The 18,445-nt window shown below is 59.1% G+C and carries 11 protein-coding genes and 1 tRNA gene; 8 read left to right on the plus strand and 4 right to left on the minus strand.

What is annotated here, in order from left to right:
• Positions 1 to 101 precede the first annotated feature (101 nt).
• Positions 102 to 3,026 (minus strand): hypothetical protein, encoded by a 2,925-nt coding sequence (locus BBOH_RS05735; protein WP_033521459.1) that lies wholly within the window; start codon positions 3,024 to 3,026, stop codon positions 102 to 104.
• 716 nt (positions 3,027 to 3,742) lie between these two features.
• Positions 3,743 to 4,951: a signal recognition particle-docking protein FtsY gene (ftsY, locus tag BBOH_RS05740; protein WP_033521460.1), complete on the minus strand. Its 1,209-nt coding sequence runs from the start codon at positions 4,949 to 4,951 to the stop codon at positions 3,743 to 3,745.
• 127 nt (positions 4,952 to 5,078) lie between these two features.
• Between ftsY and BBOH_RS05745 the strand changes: the two genes are divergently transcribed.
• The 5 genes from BBOH_RS05745 to BBOH_RS05770 all read left to right on the plus strand — a co-directional run bounded on the left by BBOH_RS05745 (position 5,079) and on the right by BBOH_RS05770 (position 11,453).
• A complete protein-coding gene (locus BBOH_RS05745) occupies positions 5,079 to 5,927 on the plus strand; it encodes a TetR/AcrR family transcriptional regulator (RefSeq protein WP_237743148.1) in 849 nt (282 codons plus the stop codon).
• Positions 5,928 to 6,075: 148 nt separating this feature from the next.
• Positions 6,076 to 7,116: a glycosyltransferase family 2 protein gene (locus tag BBOH_RS05750; RefSeq protein WP_033521461.1), complete on the plus strand. Its 1,041-nt coding sequence runs from the start codon at positions 6,076 to 6,078 to the stop codon at positions 7,114 to 7,116.
• Between the two features lie 78 nt (positions 7,117 to 7,194).
• Positions 7,195 to 7,267, plus strand: a tRNA-Lys gene (locus BBOH_RS05755).
• Between the two features lie 774 nt (positions 7,268 to 8,041).
• The gene (locus BBOH_RS08840; protein ID WP_156097528.1) at positions 8,042 to 8,482 is read left to right on the plus strand and encodes a hypothetical protein; all 441 of its coding nucleotides are present in this window, start codon (positions 8,042 to 8,044) and stop codon (positions 8,480 to 8,482) included.
• A gap of 148 nt (positions 8,483 to 8,630) precedes the next feature.
• Positions 8,631 to 11,453: a DEAD/DEAH box helicase gene (locus BBOH_RS05770; RefSeq protein WP_156097529.1), complete on the plus strand. Its 2,823-nt coding sequence runs from the start codon at positions 8,631 to 8,633 to the stop codon at positions 11,451 to 11,453.
• A 253-nt stretch (positions 11,454 to 11,706) separates the two neighbouring features.
• Here the strand turns inward: BBOH_RS05770 and BBOH_RS05775 are convergent, their stop codons facing one another.
• Positions 11,707 to 12,078 (minus strand): DUF1516 family protein, encoded by a 372-nt coding sequence (locus BBOH_RS05775; protein WP_161786428.1) that lies wholly within the window; start codon positions 12,076 to 12,078, stop codon positions 11,707 to 11,709.
• Positions 12,079 to 12,252: 174 nt separating this feature from the next.
• On the opposite strand from BBOH_RS05775, the gene BBOH_RS05780 reads away from it, so the two are divergent.
• From BBOH_RS05780 to BBOH_RS05790, 3 genes are all read left to right on the plus strand, one after another.
• On the plus strand, positions 12,253 to 13,332 hold the full coding sequence (locus BBOH_RS05780) for a LacI family DNA-binding transcriptional regulator (protein WP_033521465.1): 1,080 nt from the start codon (positions 12,253 to 12,255) through the stop codon (positions 13,330 to 13,332).
• A 250-nt stretch (positions 13,333 to 13,582) separates the two neighbouring features.
• Positions 13,583 to 14,914: an MFS transporter gene (locus tag BBOH_RS05785; protein ID WP_033521509.1), complete on the plus strand. Its 1,332-nt coding sequence runs from the start codon at positions 13,583 to 13,585 to the stop codon at positions 14,912 to 14,914.
• A 41-nt stretch (positions 14,915 to 14,955) separates the two neighbouring features.
• Positions 14,956 to 16,500, plus strand: coding sequence for a glycoside hydrolase family 32 protein (locus BBOH_RS05790; protein WP_033521466.1), 1,545 nt, complete (start codon positions 14,956 to 14,958; stop codon positions 16,498 to 16,500).
• Positions 16,501 to 16,829: 329 nt separating this feature from the next.
• On the opposite strand, the gene BBOH_RS05795 is transcribed toward BBOH_RS05790, so the two are convergent.
• Complete coding sequence (locus BBOH_RS05795) at positions 16,830 to 18,266, minus strand: MFS transporter (RefSeq protein WP_081930350.1); 1,437 nt, start codon at positions 18,264 to 18,266, stop codon at positions 16,830 to 16,832.
• Positions 18,267 to 18,445 lie beyond the last annotated feature (179 nt).

The following is an 18,445-nucleotide window of genomic DNA, read 5'->3' on the forward strand; positions in this document are numbered from 1 at the left end:
GTAAAAGCACGAGATTGGATTCAGGCCAAATATGAGGGGGCGCCACCATAACCGGCTGGCGCGGAGCCGTTCAATCGGTTCACATGGCATGGCGGGTGCCGTCACGTACGCTTATGCGCAGGGCCTTCAGCCGACACGCCACGGAGCTTTTCGCGTAGGCGTCGCAATACCATGCCTCCGATCACGCCACCAAGGGCTACGAGCGCGGCAACCGCCAGGAGGTACCATCGCCGCCAACCCGTAAACGGCAGGCCGGATGCGGATGGAACCGCGGCCAACCGTATCTCGAACCGGTCGGACTCGTTGCCCTTGATGTCGCGCGAACCATGGATGGTGTCTATGTTGTGCGTCATCTCGAGTGCTCCGGCGCGGTCGACGGCCTTTATCGAGATAGGACCGGCCGCCATGCCCGCAGGGACGTCCAGCCTCCATGTGCCGTCAGCCTTTGCGACGGTGGAGGAAAGGCCGCCATCAGGCCACGTGACGTCGATGGTCGATTTCGCAATCGGGTCGAAGCCCGCTCCGGAAAGTGCACCCGCCGCAACCGGCACGGAACTTTGGACCTTCCCGGAAAGCCCTTCGCTTTGACTGACGGCGAGCGAATCGACCGTTGGGGGCACCATGTCGATGACCTGGTCATAAACCACCCCGATGGCCGGCGGACCCCCATCGACGTCCTGCAAAACGGCATACACCGCGAACACTGTGCGATTACGATAGAGACTGCCTACCTTGAGAAAATCCGCAGCCGGAATATCAACCGACCACTGCGCCGCAACCGATGCCGGCGACGTGGATGATGCCGGCACATCGGTGACGGCCGCCAGCTTCCCGACGGACTTGACCGAGCCGGGGATCCGATATTTGCAATCCGGAACCCTGATGCCATCGTTGGAAGTGCCGATGGGGGCCGGTTTAGAGGAAGGACAGTCCGTCTCGCCTCCTGTTTTTGCCGCCGAACCGCCGTCGGATCCGTTGGCCGATCCGGCGGACGGACCGTCCTGGGGCACGATGTAGAGGCTGAACGTATCATCCTTGTGCAACGCCGTCAGACCTCCGGCAACCGACACCTTGGAACCAGCTGGCAACGCGGTTTCCCCGGTCTTTGTGTCGAGCACCGTATGTGGCGCAGACACAAGCCTGATTTCGGGGTTGGTGTTGAAATTCCGTTGGAAGTCGGCGCTCATGATAGGCGAGAAGCGCGAGGCCATGCGGAAACCGGCGTTCTGAGTCTGATAGGCACGATAACGCACCGATGGTTGGGTGCTGGGATCCAGCGCGCGATGATCGACCATGCTCCACTTGCCGTCAGCGCCCACAGTGACGCTGCCGATCAACACACCGCTGGTGTCATCACCTTTCGGGTCGTCCGTAAGCATCGGATGATCCGGGTCCTCCGAATAGAGCGTCAGCGTATACCCCGGCACACCGGTGCCGGTGATCAAGCGCGAGCTCGGGGCCGCGTAACCGCGGTATTGGTCGATCGTCGGAGCTTGAGGCCGCGCGATGTCGAGACCATAATATGCACTGTCGATCGTCCATCCCAGATCAAGCTGTTTTTGAACCGCATCCTGCGCCATACCGTCGGTGATGCCCGGGTCGGCCGGACCGTGAGGATCGTCCGGACTGGTCACCTTGCAGCCCGGTGTCGCCACAGGCCAAGTGACCAGCTTGAAATAGCCATCGAGCGGTTTGCCATCCTTCTGGCCTTTTTTGGCGACCTTGAAGTCGATCGAGCCATCGGCGCGCTGAGCGACACCCGGCTGGCCCGCATTCGGCACCATCAGCTTGTTGGTGTTGTTCGTCGTGTAGATGGAGTCGAAATAGTTGGACTTCCCATTGAATGCTGCGGAATAGGTCACTCCCCCCTGCGCCGTATACGGCGTGGGTCCCATGCCCGCCAAAGGCTGACCGGTGACCAGCTGCGGGGTCGGGGTCAAGGCATCCACCGGCACCCACGAATTCCCGTTCTGCAATCCGATCCATTGATATTTGAAGGCGCTCACCTGGTTGCACGGGTTGTTCGGGTCGGAACTGTAGGCGGCGTTGTACCAGAACACGAAAAACGAGTCCTTCGGCGCCACCCCTTCCTCGGCGCCCACCGCGACGCCATGATCGGTGACCAATCCCCAGTTGGACTGGCCGTAGCTCCATAGCTGCGGGGTGGTGTTGTAGCCGATAAAGGACATCGGCACATCGCAGCCCGTGCGGTCGCCCCCACCCGCACAGGTGCCCGGGTATACGGTGACGGTACGACCCGCCATGACGTTGGTCGCCAAAGGCTCGGCGTCGAGCCGCTGGGTGTTCATCGAAGCGTCCCAACTGGCATGCGCTCCGACGATGACGTATATGCGGGGCATGATCTTGCGGCCGTTCGACGTGGCCGACGCCCACCAGTCAGGGTACGAACCGGCGTCGATGTAGTTCATGTCGCATTCGACCGACATGGTGATGTAGTCGTACAGGCCAGAATGCAGCACCTTCAGAATGGTGAAATGCTCATCCTGATCGTCCGCCCATCGCTTCGCGCCCAATTGCAGGTTGGTCAGACCCACAGCGTCACTGGCATCACCCATGGTCTTGATGTAGTTGATCATGTGGGCGTAGTCCTCCCCGGTGGGATAATCGCCGTAATCGTAGTAGATGCCGATACCGGTATCCCTGCCCCACGTACCGTCGCCCTTATTGGGGTCAACCTCGCCGTGCGCCACACGCACCATGAAATCAAGGCGCAATTCATCGGTGTTCGTGTCGATCTTGTCGTTATTGCCCAGAATCTGGTACAGCATCGGCTTACGGTCGGCTCCGTTAGGAGCGGTGACGTCCTGCGTGTTCCGCCAAGCGGTTTGCTGGGTATTCACATCCCGAACCATTTCGGGAGCGCCATCGGAGCCTTCGGATAAAGCACTGCCGACGCCAGACCTGGTCAGTGGTTCTGATTCCGCATTGGCGGCAAGACCCGAAGAAGGCACGACAAACAGCAGCGCCAGCAGCGCCACCAATACGCCGCGCACCGACCTTTCCATACTGTTCATTTTCGAAACGCCCCCTAAAGAGTAGCGCATTGCGCCATGTTTTCATTAATGGATTGACATGCGCCGCTCTCTCATTTTTCATTAATGGGCATTCACAACATCAATCACAAGAACAGAAACAGTATGCACATTAAAACTGGTAACGCCGAGCACATAAGTATGAGCTAGGCTACAATCGTTCGACCTTGAACATCAACCGTTTATCGTCGAACCAATCGACAATGATTACGTATTTCATCATAAAAGCCGGTATGGCACACATCAGCGGGCCCCTTCAGGCAACCCAGGCCGCACGGTCAGAACCGGCAGCGCATAAACGCAACACATTACCAATTGCGACATTCCTCATACTTCCGGCTCAGATTTCACCAACAGGAAAGCCCTTGCGCGGTTCCGGCACACGAAGGCAACGCACCGACGACCGCCCCATAAACGGTTCAGCATCGTCGAATCGCCGACGGCCACGGCGGCAAACACGGACATACGGCCATCCCGGCACCGATACTGACACATGAATCAGAAAAACGAAACGACGAATGCAAACCAATGGACGGGCGGCGGTCCGCGACGGAACCGCGCGGGCGGCCATCTGACCGAGACGGCGGAATCCACAAGCCCCGACACAATAAGATCCGCGCGACATGGTGCGGAATCATCACCGAACCATGTTCGCGCGGATCAACGCAAGAAACCCTTAAGACAAATGCTTATGCAAGCACCCCTTCCACGAACCCCTCGGGATCGAATGGCGCGAGATCGTCCGGACCTTCGCCCAAGCCCACGAGCTTGACGGGCACGCCCAGCTCACGCTGCACCGAAACCACGATGCCGCCCTTGGCCGAGCCATCGAGCTTCGAAAGCACGACGCCCGTGAGCCCTATCGCCTCAGCGAAGACCTTCGCCTGAACCATGCCATTCTGGCCGGTCGTGGCATCGAGCACCAACAGCACCTCGTCGACGGGGAGGTTCTTTTCGGTCACACGCCGGATCTTGCCGAGCTCGTCCATCAGATTCGCCTTGTTCTGCAAACGACCGGCGGTGTCGACGATCAGCACGTCGACGTTCTCCTCCTTGGCGCGACGCGACGCTTCGAACGCGACCGAGGCCGGATCGGCCCCCTCCTTTTCGGCACGGACCACGGGCACGTTGACCTTGCTGCCCCAAGTCTCAAGTTGATCCGCGGCGGCGGCACGGAAGGTGTCGGCGGCGGCGAGCATCACCGATTTGCCCTCGGAGACGAACAGCCGGGCCAGCTTGCCCGCGGTGGTGGTTTTGCCGGTGCCGTTGACTCCGACCATGATGATGACGCTGGGACGGGTGGCGCCGGGCTTGTCCGCGTTCAGCGCACGATCCGGCTCGACGTTGACCAGATCGACCAGTTTGGAGCGCAGCGCCTCACGCACCGCAGCCGGGTCGGCATCGCCGTTGACGCGTGAATCCCTGCGAAGACCCTCGACGAGCTCCTCGCTGGCCTCACTGCCCACATCCGCAAGCAGCAGCGTATCCTCGACGTCCTCCCAGTCCGATTCGGAAAGGTTGTCTTTGGCGAGGATGTTGAACAGGGCTTTGCCGAAGGGGTTCGAGGACTTGGAGAGTTTGGCCTTCAGACGGGTCACGCGGGAGGCGGATGATTCGGGGCGTTCGGGCACAGGCTCCCCAGACGCCACAGAGCCGGCAGAAACTGGCGCAACGGACGTCGTTCCCGATTGCGCAGGAGCATCGGTCACCGGCACCCCACGGCCGGCGGCGCCCCCGTCATCCGAAGCCTCCGGTCCATCATCCTCACGCGCATGGGCGGCAATGCCGTCGGACGACGTTCCACCGTTCCGCTTGAAGTGAACGACTCCCCATACGACGATGGCGACGGCGATGACAAGGACAAGCGCCACTATGGCGACAATCAGGTTCGTGTTCATAACCCTTATTGTATGTGGACGCTGCCACCTCCGGGCGGATGGGGGGGGGGATACACGACGCACGACACCGCACCCGTCCTGCTTATAGCGGCGGTGAAAAGTGCCAGCCCCAACCTACAATGCAATCATGTCCAACACTTCCCGAATGACGTCATACCAGCGCCGCGAACAGCTTATACAGGTCGGCCGAGGCCTGTTCGCAGCCAAGGGGTTCGAAGCAGTGAGCGTGGAGGAGATTGCGGCGGCCGCCAAAGTCTCAAAACCGATCATTTACGAGCATTTCGGCGGCAAAGAAGGCCTGTATGCCGTGGTGGTGGACCGTGAGATGCAAAAACTGACGAACACTTTGATCGGCGCGCTCTCGGACGACGACGCCCACCCGCGGCAGATCGTGGAACGCACCTCATTGGCGCTCCTTACCTATATCACGGAAAACGCCGATGGTTTTGGCGTCCTGGTGCGCGACCGCCCGACCACCGACCCCACCGGTTCGTTCAGCTCACTTTTAGGCGACGTGAGCCTCAAGGTCGAGGAAATCCTGGCCAAGGCATTCAAAAAGTACGGACTCCCCGCAAAGAACGCGCCATATTACGCCCAGATGCTGGTGGGCATGACCGTCTTCACCGGACAATACTGGGCGATGAACAAACTCAAGACCAACAAGGAGCAGTTGGCGGCCCATATCGTCAACCTCGCCTGGCATGGCCTGTCACGTCTTGAAGCCAAACCTGAACTTGTCTTCGAGAAGGGCGGCGGCGACAGGCACCGGGACGACGGACCGGGGCAGGACGAACCGGCCTCGAGCCGGGAGAAGGGCAGACATCCGGAAGAACACCATGAAAGCGCGGGCGCGGATGGCTTGAATCGCGACATCGACGACGGGCCGGAATACGACAAAGCCGAAGGGGCACGTTCAGAACAGGCAAGGCGCGCGACGCATGACCATCTCAAGAGACAGCGGCGAAATCGGCCTTGATGCAACCCTCCGCAATGTCCGCGCCTCCGACGGCGATACGAGCCAGCGAGATAATACAGCAGCACCGCGAGGGCGGTCACCGCGTAAGGGTAAAATGTAGTCACTATTAAGCTTTGCTGTAACTATCGCTGATTATCATTGAGGGATCATGCCGCACGACGAGACACCGAAAACGCTCACCTTCGTGGTGCCTGCGTACAACATGCAGGAATATCTGAGCCGTTGCGTTTCGTCATTGCTGGCGACGCCGCACCCCGACGACATCGAGGTGCTTATCGTGGACGACGGCTCCTCCGACGGCACCCCGGCTCTGTCGGACCGGCTCGCAGCCCAGAACCCCGGCAACGTGCGGGTGATCCACCAAAAGAACAAAGGTCACGGCGGCGCCGTCAACACAGGCATGGCGGAAGCACGAGGCATGTACCTCAAGGTGATCGACGCCGACGACTGGGTGGGCGCCGGCACCCTGACCACCATGATGGGGGCGCTGCGAAAGCAACGCGGCTGCAAACAGCCAATCGACCTGTTCGTGACGGACTACGTATACGACAAGGTCAACAAACGACGCAAGCACACCGTCCATTTCAGGAACGTCATGAAGGCAGGGCAGCGCCTCGGTTGGGACGACCTCAGACGGTTCGGCATAGCGCAGTACATGATCATGCACGCACTGACCTTCCGGACCGACATTCTTCGACAGGCACAGACAGAACTGCCGGAGCACACGTTCTACGTTGATTTCATCTATGCCTATCAACCCTTCCCCTGGGTCAATTCGATCATGTACCTCCCCATCCCCTTCTACCACTATTTCATCGGGCGCGACGGGCAGAGCGTCCAGACCGATGTGATGATCCGACGCGTGAACCAGTTGGTACGCATCAACGGGCTGATGGCGCAGGCCACCCCCGAACGCGGCACGGTCTCGGACGGGCTGTATCGATATATGATTCACTTCCTCTCGATTCAGAGCGTGGTCGCCAGCGCCTTCCTCATCCTTTCGCGCGACCCGGTGAACTACGAAGCCAAACGTCGCATGTGGGCCGACATCGAGCGTGTCTCCCCCCGGATCGCTCGGGACGTGCGGCATCAGCTGCCCAGCAGGGCGATCAATCTGCCCGGTCGCGTCGGACGCTTCCTGATACGCCACGGATATCGTATCGCCGAAGCGATCATCGGATTCAACTAGACGTTCAGTGCGGGCGCGACGCACGACGCGACAGGTCGTTCCCGGAATCCAGGGATGGTTGTATAATATTTTTTCGTTGCCCCTCTGGCTCAATGGTTAGAGCAGCGTCCTTTTAAGTCGTGGGTTGTGGGTTCGAGTCCCACGGGGGGCACACGCAAGGTACCGCTATTCGGCGGTACCTTTTTCGTATCCATAGAAACCGTTGGAAACATTGGGGTTTTCGGATATTCAAAGGAATTTCCGACAGATTCCGGCATCAATGCCATTCCGCACTATATCAGGCCACAGATTTTTCGAAGGGCTATCCATGGAGACGAATAGGGAGGAGGTCACGATGCCAGGAGTGATGCCCACGAAGCCCGTCACCATGCCGGAAGCGGCGCCTGCCGCCGTATAATGGCTCGCACGAATTACCTCCGGTGAACCCCGTGGCTCAAAGAAGAGCGTGGTACTCCCCCACGCATAGCCCGCGGTGCCGAAGGCAGCAAACGCAGAACCCGCGTTGTCTGCACCGATTAGCATTCTGGAAATCATGACGACCGGAAGACAGCATTCACTCGACATTCTCAGCTATTGGTGCGCGGTCGAGCTTTTTTCTCCGCAGTCCTGGAACAATCCGACGACGATCAGCCTCGCGAACGTCCCTCAAAACCACCGAAACGACCCATATCAGAATCTGCCGTGGGAAGGTCTCCGGGCAAATATGCATATCGGTCTGACTCGTCACGGGAAATCCTCGTTCCCGGAAAAATACCATGAAGTGAAATTCGGCGGCTATCAGTTGCAGACCGATATGCAATCGCGACTGCAGCAACCTTTTTCCTTCATCCAAGCAACGAAAGACTGGATGGGAAAACGGAACATCTGGCCCAATGAAGCCGATTCGCACATCCGGGCGATCCTTCAAGAGGCACAAGGAAAATGGATGGAGCTGACATATGGTTCGGAAACCCTGCCCGTTGGCTCGTTCGTCTCGGATGCCTTGGTCAGGTTCCTGATGGACACCATGGAAAACGTGGCCCGCGCCGCAAAACGACCGGAACGCGTGACGGCTCTCTATCTGAAGAATTATCCGCGGAAGTACCGCGAAAAGCCTTATTATGCAATGGTCAATCCAGCCAAGGACGGGAACGGAGAAAGTCGGCGCACTTCAAAATGGCTCCGCCACGACTCCTTCTGCATTCAGGCCGGCCTGTTCCAACAGGTCGCGTTCAATGCCCTACAGAACGCGTCCGAATTAGTGCGCAAATCCACCGCATTGGAAAAAACGGGCAAGGAGGAACGGCTGCCGTCCGGATACGGCACGAAAAGCTCCGGAATGCGGCATCAAATAGCGTCGATGATGTGTTTCGAAGTGCGTGATTGACGGCGCCTTGGGACCTGTTTCCTCCTTGGCGATCTCTCAATACGCCAAGGCCGTTTCCTGCTTGTTCTCGCACGACCGATGGCCGTCCTGCCCAGAAGGATGGCCCGACATAAGCACTCTTGACCGCAACGAAGGCCGGATTCGCACCATGTTCGCGAAACTCGGCAGCACCGTGGCCGCCGACGGCTCACCCAGACGGGTGAACAGGGACACCCTGAACCACATCATCGACGTCACCGCCAAGGAATTGGGGTTGGACGACGCGGCCTTACGCCGATCCCCCGTCCATGATGAAAAAGCCATGAGCATCGTTGACAAGGACTCCGTCAGTTGCCGGTTGATCACCGGTGACAAAGGCAGCGAACCTTCTCTTATGGATTCATTCTATCTTTACGATTTGGAAAACCTGCACGGCATCAAGCTAAGGGAACCCGAGACGGCCGGCCATGACGCAGAGGCGTTTTCGGAGCCGCTGAAACGGTATCTTTCCGCGGCTCACCCCGAACGCTTCGACTTGTCGGAAGACCCTGAGGGCGCCGCACTTGATGAGCTGACCCGTCCCGATCGCACACCCGGCGGCCGCTGGCCGAGCAAAACGGACCAGTTCCAATCCGCGGCCCAGCAATTGGCGGTCAACCAGATAACGGCGACGACGGAAACAGGAAAAGGTGATTGTCTGATGGGAGTCAACGGCCCTCCCGGAACAGGCAAAACGACCCTGCTCAAGGATGTCATCGCAGAAATCATCGTCGCGCGCGCCAGACAACTGGTCCGCTTTAACCGCCCTGAGGATATATTCAAGGACAACGTCACCGAAGGGTCCTTGAATTACTGGACGCTGAAACCGGCGGTAACCGGATACGAAATCGTGGTCGCCTCCAATAACAACAAAGCCGTGGAGAACATCAGTCAGGACCTGCCACTGACCCAATCGATAGCAGCCGAATGGCAGGCTTGGATTGACAATGCGTACGGAAAGGAGTCCGAGGATTACGCATTCCGCCAATTCGCCGAAACGCTCCTGGAATCCGATGACGATAAGGGGTCAGCCGCCGACAAGACAACCGACGGTTCGTCTTCGGCATGGGCCCTTCTGGCCGCAACCTTGGGCAACACGAGCAACAAGAGCAAGTTCATCGGCCCGTTCGAATCGCATTTCATCAAAGAGCACCTATCGGAAACGGGACACCAATCAGCGCACGGCAGTTGGATCACAGCCAAAAAGGCGTTCGAATCCGCGTCGCGCAAGGAGGCCGAACTTCGCAAACAGCGGGAGGAGGCTTTCAAGAGGGATCATGACCCCTCTGATTTGCTGCGCGAGGAACAGCTGCTCGAAAACCGCTTGGCACAAGTCCGGACATTACTGCGAGACAGGAATCGCGAATTGGACGTCAACCGGGGACAAGCCCAAAACCTGCAGAACCGATTCAACGAAAGCTGCTACAGAGCCAACACCGCCATCAGCGCATCGCAGGAGGCCGACGCCGCCTATACGGCGCATCAGCAGTACTGGTCAACGCACTTTCTTAGGTCGATCATTCATTTCAGGGAACGCGACAAAGAGGAAAAAGAAAAATACATAGCCCGGGAGCAGGCTCGGTCCAGGACGCAAAGCCTATGCAATATAGCAAATGCCGAACAACGCGCCTTGGCGGATCTGCAAACGACGATAGTCGCGCAAACGGCGGAGAAGTCAAATCTGTCATACAATGAACGGGACCTCTCCGGACAGCTGGATGAAGTCAAAGCGAAGCTCGAGGACTATCGGAACCGTCCCAAACATGCATCCTCAATGAGCGACGAGCGCATCGCCTGGATGGACGAAGAATGGAACGCCGCCAGAACCGAGCTGTTCATCGCTGCCCTGCGCCTCCACCAGCAATTGGTGATAGGCGCCGCCGGCCAATTCCGCGAGAACCTGACACTCGCCTCCAAAGTGATACAGCGGCCAAGCCGTTTCAAGGAACAGGCACGACTGGCCGCTTGGCAATCACTGTTTTTAGTGGTTCCGGTAATCTCGTCGTCATTCGCTTCGATATCCAGAATGTTCGGGGGGCTAGGCAAGGAAAGCCTCGGATGGGCGATCATCGATGAAGCCGGCCAGGCAACGCCTCAATCCGCCGCAGGACTGCTGCAGCGAGTCCGACATGCCGTGGCGGTGGGCGACCCCATGCAGCTCGAACCGATCGACACCCTTCCCAACCAGATGCGTGAGCTGCTGGCCAAAACCCACAATATCCAGATGGGGCTCGAATCACGCAACGTGCAGGAAATGGTGGACCATCAGACACGATACGGTCTGCAAGCCGGGCAATGGCTGGGAATGCCGCTGGTGGTGCACCGCAGATGCGACGAGCCGATGTTCTCGATCTGCAACGACATGGCCTATTCCGGACGCATGGTTCGAGCAGGATCCGAGCACACGCCTTGCCTGTATGCCGAAGGGGCCAAAAAATCGATTGAGATACCCCCGTCCCGTTGGTACGACGTCCCCGCAAAATCCGATAAGGTAAGCCTCGATAAATGGCGCCCCGCAGAAGGACATGAACTGTATACGAGGCTCAAGGACCTTATTGAAGGCGGCATCGCACCTGAGCAGATACTGGTGATAGCACCATTCAGAGTCGTGGCCAACAGGGTTCGGGACATCTTCAGGTCCGTCCTCAAGGAATCGGGCCGTTACAGCGACGGCAAGGCGGCCGAAATCGTCGCGAACCAGGCCGGGACAGTACATACCTGCCAGGGGCGTGAAGCCGACGTGGTGTTCCTTGTGATGGGCAGCGCACCCGGTGATGCGGGTTGCGGCTCCCGAAACTGGGTCAACTTCAGTCCGAATATGCTCAATGTCGCGGTTTCACGCGCCAAACGACGCCTCTATGTCATCGGAGACATCAACGATTGGAAACAAGGCAAATACTCGGGGCAGATCGCCGACGTTCTACCGGTATACAGCGCACCCCCCACCCGGTAGTTCGGGTACTTTCGGCCGGTTGCACGCCACAACCGGCCGAAATACGGCATAAAAGCGGACGCCTCGACCCACTGGATACGCACACCGACAAACGAAACGTCTCAATGACAGTACAAGGTTTCACTGAGTCGACTTTCATGGCATCGTGCCGAATTCAAACAACGGCCTGCCTGCAGTTGCCTCACGTAGCTCCGACGCCCCTGAGCGTCCATGCCTGGCCGTCGAGGACCGTGGCGGCACCCACGCTGCGAAACTATTTCATAAGAATCGGGAAGCCGCCCGTCAACACGAATCCAAGAACGACCACGACTACGATAAGTACGATAGGCAGCCAGGCATCCACGGCCAGCACGGCATCCCTCTTCTTTCTGGCGAAGCCCATCTCAACCAAACCAATCGCAACAAGCGCCAGCACGATCTTGACGATCAACAGCACCGGATGCCGCAACGGTCCATGCATCAGGGACATCACCGCCATCACAACGCCGCTGAGAATAATGAGCACGTAGCAGACACGCGCGATCATGACACAGATTTTGGCGCCTTTCTCAGGCCCAAACAACCCTACGGCCACCGCAACGACCAATGCCACACCGACAATCAGATGCATCCAAGACCAAACCACAATGCGCTCCCTCACAATCATTGTGTATACAACAAACCGTTTCCAGTATATAACTCGTCGACCTCATTATCGGCATCTCTCGTTGTCGGCGTATTCTTGACTCTGACCGCGGTGCATACGCTCGTGAGCGATGAACGGGGGGGGTCATCTCGCGCTCGGAGTATATACATAGGAATGACCACCATCAAGGAAGTAGCCGAAAAGGCCGGAGCATCGGTCACCGCCGTCTCCCTGTCCCTCAACCATCGGGAGAACGGCCATGTGAAGAAGGAGGTCGCCCAGCGCATTCGCCGAACCGCGAAGGAACTGGGGTACCGCCCCAATCCGCTGGCGCGCTCGCTGAGGACCAGCAGGACGCGCACCATCGGCTTCATCAGCGAGGAGATCGCCACCACTCCATACGCCGGCAAGATGATTCTCGGAGCGCAGGACGCCGCCAGTGAGCTGGGCTACATGATGCTGTTGGTCAACACCGACGGGAAGGGCAAGGAGACCGACGAGATCGCCGCCCTCAAGCGCTATGGGACCGACGGTTTCCTGTACGCCAAAATGTACGACAGGATATCGTCGGTGCCCGAAGACCTGACCGGATGCCCCACGGTATTGCTCGACGCAACGGACGGCCGCGGCAAAGACGGCGTACCCTTCATCGTTCCGGACGAAGTGGCCATCGGGTATGACGCGACGATGTATTTGATCCGCGCAGGTTGCAGGCGCATCGCCTACGTGGGCTGCTCCGAGCCCCTGATCGCGGAGCCCCTGCGTCGCAAAGGATACGTAAACGCACTAAAGGATGCGGGGCTCGAGCACGACCCGTCGCTGTCGATCCAGGTGCTCAACAACCGACCGGCCCTGAAGGCCGTCGAGCGCCTGTTCGACGATGCGCGCCCCGACGCATTCTTCTGTTTCAACGACGCGCGCGCCTGGTATGTTTACGAAGCGGCCGCACGTCGGGGACTGACCGTCGGTCAAGACATTTCCGTGGTCGGAGTGGACAACAGCCGCATCATTTCCGAAACCTTCGACCCACGACCCACCACCATCGAACTTCCGCATTATGAAATGGGGTATTGGGGCGCGCGCAAGCTGATCTCTATCATCGAGGGGCATCCGTTGAAACCCGCCGACACCACGAACACTCTTGCCGAAATGCCCCCGCTTGACGCCCCCTGCCCGGTGCGCATCCACTGCTCCATCGTTGAACGCGGTTCGGTCACGAAAAGGAAGAACGGCGGCACGGTCCACGAGGCGTAGGCTCGTCCCGCACACGCGCAAGCCGCTACACTTTTTCCCTCACCATCCCCTCGAATTCGCCGGTTCCGGTTTACTCGGCCTAGCGAGGATGCACGAAACGCCGGAATCGATTTACAAGTTGACGTGAAACGATTCCTGTAATATATTTCTTACCAAGGTTCCTGATTCGGGCGATGCCGCAAAATCAACAGGAACCGTAGTCGAAATGATGCCGCGCGGCAGCGGCACCACCGAGAGAAAGCTGGCTATAATGGCGATTTCAGGCGCCAAGACATATCGGAATCCTTCGTATCTGCAAAGCTCGACCGGTATCTTCATGTTCTTCTGCTCATGGGGAATCTGGTGGTCCTTCTTCTCGATCTGGCTCACCAGCCCCGCGCCGAAAGGTCTGGGGATGACGGCCGCGCAACAAGGCCAGATCTATTCCATCAATTCCCTTGCCACCCTGTTCATTATGTTCTTCTACGGCCTCATCCAGGACAACCTCGGCATCAAACGCCGTCTGGTGATCGTGGTCTCATGCATCGCCGCATGCGTTGGTCCCTTCGCACAGTTCATCTACAAGCCGCTGCTGCTGGCCGGCGGCACGACCAAATTCATCGGAGTTCTGGTCGGCTCGATCGTGCTGTCCGCCGGTTTCATGGCCGGCTGCTCGCTTGTCGAGGCGCTCACCGAACGCTATAGCCGTCACTTCGGATTCGAGTATGGCCAATCCCGCGCATGGGGCTCCTTCGGCTATGCCGTCGTCGCTCTGATTGCCGGACCGCTGTTCAACATCGACATGCGCTGGAACTTCTGGCTCGGCTCCCTGTTCGGCATCGGCATGCTGTGCGTCTATCTGTTCTGGCGTCCGGCCGAGCAGAAGGAGGAGCTGAACAAGGAGGCCGACCCGAACGCGCCACGCACCAACCCGACGACCAAGGAGATGATCGCCGTGCTCGGCATGGGGTCGCTCTGGGCGTTGATCATCTTCATGCTTTTCACGAACACGTTCTACACGGTCTTCGACCAGCAGATGTTCCCGAGCTATTACAAGAGCCTCTTCGCCACTCCCGCCCAAGGCGCAGAATGGTATTCCATCCTCAACGCGGCCGAAGTGTTCTGCGAATCGGCGATGATGGGCATCGTCCCGATCATCATGGACCACATCGGGGTGCGCAACGCCTTGCTGCTCGGTGCCGTGACCATGTTTCTGCGCATCGGCCTGTGCGGCGTCTTCCACGACCCGGTGACGATCTCCGTGGTCAAGATGTTCCATGCCATCGAGACCCCACTCTTCTGCCTGCCGGCATTCCGTTACTTCACACTGCATTATGATACGAAGCTTTCTGCCACGCTGTACATGGTCGGCTTCCAGATCGCCTCGCAGGTCGGGCAGGTGATCATGTCCACACCGCTGGGCATGCTGCGCGACAGCCTCGGCCCACGCAAGACCTTCTTCACTATCTCCGGCATCGTGCTTCTTGCACTGGTCTACGGGTTCTTCGTCATCAAGAAGGACGACCAGCAGGTAGGAGGCGACCCGTTCATACGAGTCAAGGACCGGAAGGCCGGAGCCACGCAAGCCCAGGTCTCGGCCTGACGGCGCCCGTTCCGTAATCATCCCAAGGAAGGCAATCAACGATGACCACATATCCCGTCTACTCCCCGATCCGCAACCACGCCGAAGAACTGGCCAAGGCGGAAGCCGGGGTCGATCAGCTCGACCTTGAACGCGTGGACCGCTGGTACCCCAAGTTCCACATCGCCTCCAACGGCGGCTGGATCAACGACCCGAACGGACTGTGCCGCTATAAGGGCCGCTGGCATGTCTATTATCAGCTGCATCCCTACGGAACGCAGTGGGGACCGATGCATTGGGGTCATGTCTCCAGCGCCGACATGGTCTCCTGGCGCCGCGACCCGATCGCGATGGCGCCCAGCCTCGAAGAGGACAAGGACGGCGTCTTCTCCGGCTCGGCCGTGGTGGACGACCAAGGCAAACTCAGGTTCTATTACACCGGCCACCGCTGGAACAACGGCAGAAACGACGCCGATGGGCAGTGGCAGGTGCAGATGCTCGCGGACGCGATCGACGACGACGCGATCAAACTCGAAAAACGCGGTATGGTCATCGACTGCCCGCGCGAGAAGGTCGATTCGCACTTCCGCGATCCGAAGGTATGGAAGCAGGATGGCGTCTGGCACCTCATCCACGGCGTCTCCACGGCCGACCACCGAGGCCAGATCTGGGACTACACCTCCAAGGACATGGTCAACTGGACGTTCCAGAACGTCCTGTTCGACGATCCCAACCCGGATGTCTTCATGCTCGAATGCCCCGATTTCTTCCCTCTGAAGGACAAGAACGGGGACACCAAGTGGGTCATCGTCTTTTCCGCGATGGGCTCGAAGGCCAAGGGCTACATGAACCGCAACGAGAACAATGCCGGCTACATGATCGGCACTTGGAAGCCCGGGGAGGCGTTCAAACCCGAAACCGAGTTCCGCCTCTTGGACTGCGGCGCCAACTACTACGCCCCGCAGTCGTTCGAGGCCGACGGCCGCCGCATCATGTACGGCTGGATGAGCCCGTTTTCCGAGAACGCTCCGATGCAATCCGACGGCTGGTGCGGCCAGATGACCCTGCCTCGCGAATGCTACCTCGGTGAGGATGACGACCTGCACACCGTTCCGGTGCCGGAAATCGACAAGCTGCGCATCAACACGTTCGAGCACGTCGCCCGCCCCATCGAGGCCAACGAGGAGACCCTGATCGATGAGGACGCCGAAGCCGTGGAAATCGAGCTAAACATCGATTTGAAGGACACCACCGCCGAGCGCGCCGGGCTGAAGGTCCATGCCACGCCGGACGGTTCCTGCACCTATGTGGCCTACGACGCGCAGGCCGCCACCGTCGTGGTCGACCGTCTGGCGGCGGCACGCGGTGACCGCGGCTATCGCGCCGCCAGGCTGACCGACGAGGAGCTGTCCGCCGACGAGTTGAAACTGCGCGTCTACGTCGATCGCGGCTCCGTCGAGGTCTACGTCAACGACGGTCGGCACGTGCTGAGCTCCTACAGCTACCCGTCCGAAGGAAAGCGCGCCGTAAAGCTTTCCGCAGAATCGGGCGTACTCGCCGTCAACAAGCTCACCCTGCACGACATGAAGAGCATCGGGCTCGAATAATCCGGCAGGTTTATTTATGCGGGTCCTGATGGCCGGTCGCGCCATTCGGACCCGCTTGCATGGGCAGGTATTCCGATCGGGCAACCCGAAAGGCATAACCATACCGAACGGGAAATGCCCCTGACAATCATGTCATGAGACACTCTTATCAGAAAAACCGCTTACATGAACTCGGTGATGGAGGCTTCCCCTTCATCGAACCTTTTGGACAATCCCGCCAGCAGTGACGACAACGGATCAGGCCGGGCACAACGACCGGTCAAAACATAAACGGGGCGGATCGCACAGACTGCGAATCCGCCCCGCCGAACATGGGGTTCATGGTTCACTCAGACAACCGGTACGCCCAGATCGTCGCTGAAATCAATGTCCTTGGTCTCCTTGGTGAACACCAGCGCGACGAGGGTCAGCACCGCCGCGAACGCGAGGTAGACGCCCACCATCCACGTACTGCCGCCGGCCGCGCCCCACAACGCGGTGGCGATGATGGGGGCGAGCGCGGCTCCCAGAATGGAGCTGACGTTGTAGGCGATGGCCGAACCGGTGTAGCGCACGTTGGTCGGGAACATCTCAGGCAACAGCGCGCCCATCGGTCCGAACGTGAATCCCATGAGGGTGAACCCGATAATCAGGAACAGCTCAACCACTGCCATCCTGCCGAATCCGCCGGACTTGTCATCGAGGAAGAGCGGGAACATCAACGCGAATATGACGATGGCCACAGTGACGACAAGCAACATCCTGCGCCGGCCGAACCTGTCGGCCAATGGACCGGAGGCCAGTGTGAACAACCCGAAGAACACGACACCGGCGATCTGCATGAGCACGAAATGAGTGTATGGGATGTTCAGGCCAGCGGGCGAACCCGGCTTCGGAGGGTTGGGAGCTGTGCCGTAGGTGAGGCTGAAGGTGGTCATCAGGTAGAACAGCACATAGGTGGCGAGCATCGCGAACGTGCCAAGCACGACAGCCTTGAAGTGGTGGCGCAGCGTTTGCGCGAGGGGCATCTTGACGACGGCGCCTTGCGATTCCGCCTTCTTGAAGGTCTCGGATTCCACGAGTTTGGAACGCACCCATAGGCCGATGATGACCATCACCGCGCTGAAGAGGAACGGGATGCGCCATCCCCATGCGAGGAATGCGTCGGAGGCCATGCCCCGGTCATGCTCGCCCGGCATCGCGAAATTGATGATCAGGAACAACCCATTGGCGATGATGAAGCCAATCGGGGCGCCCAGCTGCGGGAATGTGCCATAAAGGGCGCGTTTGTCGGCCGGAGCGTTTTCCGTGGCCACAAGTGCGGCACCGGACCATTCGCCTCCGAGCGCGAAACCCTGCGTCAAGCGAAGAACCAGCAGGAGGGCCGGTGCCAACAGTCCGATTTGCTGGAAGGTGGGTAGGCAGCCCGCCAGGAACGTGGCGATTCCCATGGTCAGCAAGGAGACCACCAAGGTCGTCTTGCGACCACGCTTGTCGCCCATATGTCCAAAGACGATGGCGCCTACGGGACGGGCGATCATGGCCGCTCCGAACACCCCGAACGACGCAAGCTGGCTGGCGAGCTGACTGCTGGACGGGAAGAACAGCTTCGGAAACACCAGCACCGCCGCGGTCGCATATACATAAAAATCGTAGAATTCGATGGTGGTTCCCACCAGACTCGCAGCGATGACCTCTGCCGGCGAGTTCAGGGGTTTGCCGTCCGTTGCGGTCAAGTGGGGTCCGGCATCCCCTGTTTGCTCTTTCACTCTTTTTTCAGCGACCATACCTAGCTTACCCTCTTCCGTGCATCTGTCTTCTTTCCATACCGCAAAAGCGCGGCCCGATACGTTCATTGTGTGAACCTGTCGGCTTGGGGCATCGTCCTGGCAAGACTTGCCTGTTTGCAAACAATAAAGAAAATTACGCATTCCGGAACACGAAAATCCATAATATGGACGCTTCG

The organism is Bifidobacterium bohemicum DSM 22767, assembly GCF_000741525.1.
GTDB lineage: Bacteria > Actinomycetota > Actinomycetes > Actinomycetales > Bifidobacteriaceae > Bifidobacterium > Bifidobacterium bohemicum.

Coding starts and splice junctions, on each gene's coding strand:
- BBOH_RS05790 (WP_033521466.1), top strand. CDS start 14,956: ATGACCACATATCCCGTCTACTCCCCGATCCGCAACCACGCCGAAGAA.
- BBOH_RS05785 (WP_033521509.1), top strand. CDS start 13,583: ATGGCGATTTCAGGCGCCAAGACATATCGGAATCCTTCGTATCTGCAA.
- ftsY (WP_033521460.1), bottom strand. CDS start 4,951: ATGAACACGAACCTGATTGTCGCCATAGTGGCGCTTGTCCTTGTCATC.
- BBOH_RS05745 (WP_237743148.1), top strand. CDS start 5,079: ATGTCCAACACTTCCCGAATGACGTCATACCAGCGCCGCGAACAGCTT.
- BBOH_RS05735 (WP_033521459.1), bottom strand. CDS start 3,026: ATGGAAAGGTCGGTGCGCGGCGTATTGGTGGCGCTGCTGGCGCTGCTG.
- BBOH_RS05770 (WP_156097529.1), top strand. CDS start 8,631: ATGTTCGCGAAACTCGGCAGCACCGTGGCCGCCGACGGCTCACCCAGA.
- BBOH_RS05795 (WP_081930350.1), bottom strand. CDS start 18,266: ATGGTCGCTGAAAAAAGAGTGAAAGAGCAAACAGGGGATGCCGGACCC.
- BBOH_RS05780 (WP_033521465.1), top strand. CDS start 12,253: ATGACCACCATCAAGGAAGTAGCCGAAAAGGCCGGAGCATCGGTCACC.
- BBOH_RS08840 (WP_156097528.1), top strand. CDS start 8,042: ATGGAGCTGACATATGGTTCGGAAACCCTGCCCGTTGGCTCGTTCGTC.
- BBOH_RS05750 (WP_033521461.1), top strand. CDS start 6,076: ATGCCGCACGACGAGACACCGAAAACGCTCACCTTCGTGGTGCCTGCG.